The 5,170-nt window shown below is 69.9% G+C and carries 2 protein-coding genes and 2 pseudogenes; 1 reads left to right on the top strand and 3 read right to left on the bottom strand.

Annotated features, from left to right (window positions below; genetic code table 11):
• The 3 genes and pseudogenes from ACWCXH_RS35265 to ACWCXH_RS35255 form a co-directional block, all read right to left on the bottom strand.
• Window positions 1-2,396, bottom strand: a pseudogene (locus ACWCXH_RS35265) (hypothetical protein); the annotation flags it as partial.
• Between the two features lie 226 nt (window positions 2,397-2,622).
• Window positions 2,623-2,904, bottom strand: coding sequence for a hypothetical protein (locus tag ACWCXH_RS35260; RefSeq protein ID WP_449805588.1), 282 nt, complete (start codon window positions 2,902-2,904; stop codon window positions 2,623-2,625).
• A gap of 691 nt (window positions 2,905-3,595) precedes the next feature.
• Window positions 3,596-4,300, bottom strand: a complete 705-nt coding sequence (locus ACWCXH_RS35255; RefSeq protein ID WP_449805587.1) for a ParA family protein — start codon at window positions 4,298-4,300, stop codon at window positions 3,596-3,598.
• A gap of 776 nt (window positions 4,301-5,076) precedes the next feature.
• On the opposite strand from ACWCXH_RS35255, the pseudogene ACWCXH_RS35250 reads away from it, so the two are divergent.
• Window positions 5,077-5,170 (top strand): annotated as a pseudogene (locus ACWCXH_RS35250) (succinate dehydrogenase); the annotation flags it as partial.

Raw genomic sequence — 5,170 nt, 5'->3', positions numbered from 1 at the left:
GCCCCGGATTCCTGCACGGCAGCCCCGGGATCCTGCACGGCAGCCCCGGGATCCTGCACGGAGTCGGCGGCAGGGTGCACGTCGGCCCCGATCACCATCTCCAGCAGCACGCGGCGGAACTCGCCCAGCCAGCCGCGCACGCGGCCGTCCTGCACGCCGCCGACGGCCACCAGTTCGGCGCGTTCCGGCTCGACGCCGGTTGTGAGCATCGTGGTCAGGTAGAGGTCCCACCCGGCCTGCTTGCCGGCGCTCTGCCACAGGGGACCGTCGGGGCCCATCTCCGGCATCCGGAAGACCTTGCTGGGACGGGAGGCCTCCGCGTCGCCCTGCAGGCGGTCGAACAGCCCCAGCGCTGCCCGGCTCAGGGACACTGCGTGCTCGCGACGGGACTCCGCTTCCGTGGCGCTGTCCTCCGCGGTGGATCGCAGGCTCCGCAGTTCCTCCAGCCGCTTCTCTTCGGCCAGCGCCGCAGCGGAACGCGCCGCGTGCGCGTTCTCCAGACGGTCGAGCTCGACCGTGAGCTCCGACAAGCGTCGGCTGGCGGCCTCCGCATCGGCCTTGGACTGGGCCTGCGCGCGATCGGCGGCCTCGCGTGCAGCCACCGCCGCCTCAAGTTCGCGGGCGGCCGTCGCGCGGGCCGCTGCGGTGGCCTGGGCATCCGCGTCCAGCTCCGCCTTCCGGCGGCCGGCGGCCTCGGCCTCGTGCAGCGCGGCCTGACGCACAGCCCTCGCATCCACCTGTGCGGTCTCCAAGCGGGCCAGCTCCTCGCGGGCCTCCTTCAGCTCCTCCGCGGTGAGCCTCTGTGCGGCCTCGGCCTGACGCCGTGCAGCCTCTGCCTGGGCCCGTGCAGCGTCGAGTGCGGCCATCTCATCGGCAGCCTGCTGCCGTGCAGCAGCCACCTCCAGCCGAGCGGTCTCGGCCTGCTGAAGAACCTGCGTGGCCTTCTCCGCGTCTTCGTGGGCCGCCTTCTGGAGGGCCTCAGCCTCCTGCCGTGCAACGGACGTCTGCTGCCGTGCAGCCTCCGCTTCGTCAGCCGCCTGCTGTCGTATGGCCTCAGCCTCCTGCTGTGCTGCGGCTGCACGCTCCCGTGCAGCCTCCGCTTCCTCGGCCTCGGCCTGCAACTGCGCGACTTCCTCACGGAGCTCGGCGACCTTGGCAACGGACAACGAGGCATCGGCAGCCGCAGCCGCGGCCGCGGCCCGTGCCTCGGCCTCGGCCTCGGCCGCTCGCGCGGCTGCAGCCTTGGCGGCCTCCGTATCGGCCTGCGCCGCCGCCAGATCCTCAGCGGCCTGAGCAGCGGCAGCCTCCGCCTTCGCCCGGACCGCCTCCGCCTCCTGGGCACGGACTCCGGCCTCGATCCGCTCGGCCGAGAGCTCGATCCGCATGTTCTCCAGCGACGTCATCACAGCGGCCGGGTCGTCGTAGTCGACCCGAGACATCGCCGGGGCCTGGGTGAGCACGTACATCACGCGGGAGTACGCGAGACCCTGCTGGATGTCAGTGGTCACGTGGCCCCGGGTCAGGGCACGCTGGGCGGTCTGCGTCAGCCGCTTCCGCTCCTTCTGACTGCGGCGCACGACACGCGCGTCCTGGGCAAGGCCCGCCAGCGCGGCCTCGCCCTCCTCGAACAGACGCAGCGAGTACATCGCCTCTGCGGCCCGCTGTGCGAGAAGCGCCCGCTCGACCTCGGAGCCCGTCGCGCGGGCGTCAAGACCGAGCCTGGTGAAGACGGATGTCCACAGCTGGCGCCAGAGCACGACGACCAGCCGGATCGGACCGGCGACCCCGTCGTCCTCCTGGTCCAGGCCGGCCGCCGCCCGGGCCTCGGCTCGGGAAGCGGCCAGGTTCAGCTCGATCAACAGCGCTGCCGTGATGGGGCTGGACGCCATGGCGCACTGGGCGAGAAGCCCCTTCCCCGAGGCCTCGGCCCAGTTGGCGGATGCCGAGATGGCGACCAGCGTCCAGGTCATCCGCCGGATGATCCGCAGCGCCGCCTCCTGCGGCACCTCCGCCGTCGAGCGCCGGTACATCTCCAACACCAGACCAACGGTGGCGCCGTCGAGCCCCGCCACGAAGCCGGCGGCCATGGGCATGGGGAGCTGGCCGTGGTTCCGCGCCCATTGGTACAGGTTGAACGTGCTGACGGACATCGAGATGATGCCCACGACGATGGTCCAGTGGCTGCTGAGCGCCGCCTGGACGCGCTGCCGTGCGGCGTTGTTCTCGTCGCTGGCGACCCGGGAGGCCCACCGCAGGGCCTTGCGGTAGACGCTACGGATCGCCCACATCGAGAGGCCGAGCGATCCGGCCGTCAGGAGAAGCGCCACAACTGCCACAAGGGCCGGAGGGACCTGGAGAGCCTGGGCGACGGTGTGGAAGGCGTCGAGGATCTTCATCGGGCGACCCCAATGCGAGAAGGGGCGGCGACGGCCGAAACTACGGCGACCGGTACCCGAGAGGTGTTCCGAGACGGGATACTGGCGGGTGTCATCAGGGGCGTTCCTCTGGTGCAGGCCCCCGGGGCGTACGACGCCGGCAAGCTGCGACGCCTCGGGGCGTTGATTTCCCGACTCCGCTTAGACGGGAACGGGTCCACACGACCGGCAGACCGAACGGTAGAGCTCAGTAGCCACGGTCGGTAAGCCATTGGTCCATCGCTAGCGACATGACGTCGCCCTTCTGGCGATCCGGGAACTCCGCCAGGTATCTGGACGTGCGCCGTTTCAGATCCAGGGCGGTCAAGACGTAGCCGTTGTACTGCTCGCGCTCGGATCGCTTGTCCTGGGCCAGTGCAACCACAGCAGGGTTTTCCGTCAACGGGCCACGATGGGCACTGGCAGGGTCAAGCTCATCGGCAATACGACGCAGCTGACGCGCATGCTCACGCATCGTCAGGTCATCCATGCCCGTCCACTCCTCTAGCTTTCTAGCCTTCTAGAATTCTAGCAGATGTGATGGTGAATTATTTGATCAGCGAACGACAGGGCGGGCCGGCTTTGAACCTCGCCGACCCGCCCTGTGCGTCAGTACCCCTGCGCGCTCAGCCAAGCGTCAAGAGCAACGGCAACCGCGTCGCCCACGACGTCCACGTCTCTGTCGAGGCAGTAGCGCTTCAGTCGCTTCGGCAGCTCCAACGCGTCGGGAACGGTCAGGCTCAGGGAGCTGCGGCTGAGCTTGCGCAGGTGAAGGATGTCCTGCGGGCGAGGAACGGGCGGACGTCCCGGGCCTGGCGGATACCGGTGATCTGGCGAGGTCTCAGCGGAGGCCGCCTGCTGGGGCACGCCGTACTCTTCAACGGCGTATGCGGGGGACTGCGTGCCTGCCACTGCGGGCAGGGGGCCGGCTGCCCCGTGAACGGCAGCGGAGCCCACCCAGTCGTCGGGCGAACCGAAGGGGGTCGCGTGGCGGGCCGGCGGCCCGGCCTGGGCCGACGGGGTCGAGGCCGCCCGCTCCATCGGCTGTGCACGGCTCGGGGGCACGGGGGGCGCGGAAGTCTGATCGGCCGACGGGTCGTACTCCGGCTCCGTCTCCACCTCGTTCGCCTTCGCAGCCGCAGCTCGGGCGGCGGCTGCAGGGCTGAGCACGCGGGGCTGGCTCATTCGACTCCCGCTCCCTTCATGGCTTCACGCATCAGCGCACCATACTGATCGAGTTCCGTGATGTTGGGCAGGCGCTCCCAGGCCCTGGGGTACTGGACGAGATACTGGATCTCGTTCTCCGCCAGGGGGTAGGGATCTTCCCGTTCCGTGAGGACCACCCTCGCTTCGGCCGCCAGGCTGTTGCGGTAGTCGCAACGGACGAGCACCACGTAGACGGCCAGGCCGGCGCCGATGTGGTCGTTGGCGGCGAGGACTGCGGCTTTCATGCTGGCGTTGACGCGGCTGTGTTCGAACCCGGAAGGTGAGGACGGCATCAGGAGAAGCGCCGCTCGGCGGTTGGCCTCGTGGAAGGCCTGGCGGTCGCCGCCCCCGATGTCCACGAGGATGACGTCGTACTCGCCGCGCTTCGCGTCGAGAAGTTCACCGAGGTCGTCCGTGGGGTGGTGGCGGATGACGTCGAAGGGGACCTTCTGCTTCGCCTTACTCCGGATCAAGTACCACGTGTACAGCGTCTGAGAAGTGGCGTCGGCGTCGATGGCCAGAACACGCTTCTTCTTCACAAGGACAAGCCACATCGCGATGAAGATCACCGACGTGGTCTTGCCGGTACCGCCCTTGATCAGACCGACACAGATGACCAGGGCAAGCTTCTGATCGTCTGTGAGGTCGACTTCAGGCTCTGCCTCCGTAAGCTGACTCAATGCACTCTCGCCTCTCCTGGGAGGTCGGGGACGCCGTGGCGCGCCCGTTTGCTTAGTGGGCGGCGGGCGCGCCGCGATTGCAAGACTATGGGGAAGGCCGGAAACTGGTCCCCCCTCACGGCGAGCGGGAGAGTAAATCGTCCTGGCGGTCACGCCGGCGTGAGCGTGACGGTGCCTCCGAGCGGATGCCCGGCCTTCACCGCGCCGGTGTAGGCGGCGAGCGGCGCAACCTCCGCATAGATGTCGTCGCCCGGGCCCATGAGGACCGACCGGCCCGGGCTCGCCGGCGGGGTCCGACCGAGCGAGGCCGGGCCGGTCCGGTACGCGGCCGGCCGATGGCACCGGTTCGACCCCTGCGTTCGGAGTTCTGTCCAGAAAGAGGACGCCTCCGGCGGGCCCTCCCTCCCAAGGGGGCGGGGGTTGTCGGCCGGGTACCGCTTGGTGGGGGGCGAGGTGGGGTGGGGGCGGTCGGGGGCGTCCCTCGGTCGGTCGGACACCCGGAGGGCTACCGCCGAACCTGTGGGGGGCGCCAGGACAAGCCGCTTCGCGGTCGCTGCGCGATCCTGGCACCCCCCACAGAACCGACGGTCGGCTGGCGCTGCCCGACCGACCGAGGGACGCCCCCGCCGGGCAATGGCTTTGGCGCGGCCGGCCGTAGGACTGGGCGCCGCACAGGATCGAGGCCGATTCACCACACTCTTGAGGCAGGCCGTGGTCGCCCCCCTGGCAGGGGCGGCTGTTTGCGCCGCGGCCGGGGCCGGCCTTCTGGTAACCGCGACCTGACGACGCTCACCGTGAACCCCGTCGCCGAGCACGGGCACCCGTACCAGAACATCGTGGCCTCCTTCGGCCGCTGGTACAGCGACGTGA

Source organism: Kitasatospora sp. NPDC001660, from assembly GCF_053596725.1.
Note: the sequence above shows the minus strand (reverse complement) of the source record. Positions and strands in the feature narration are given on the sequence as shown.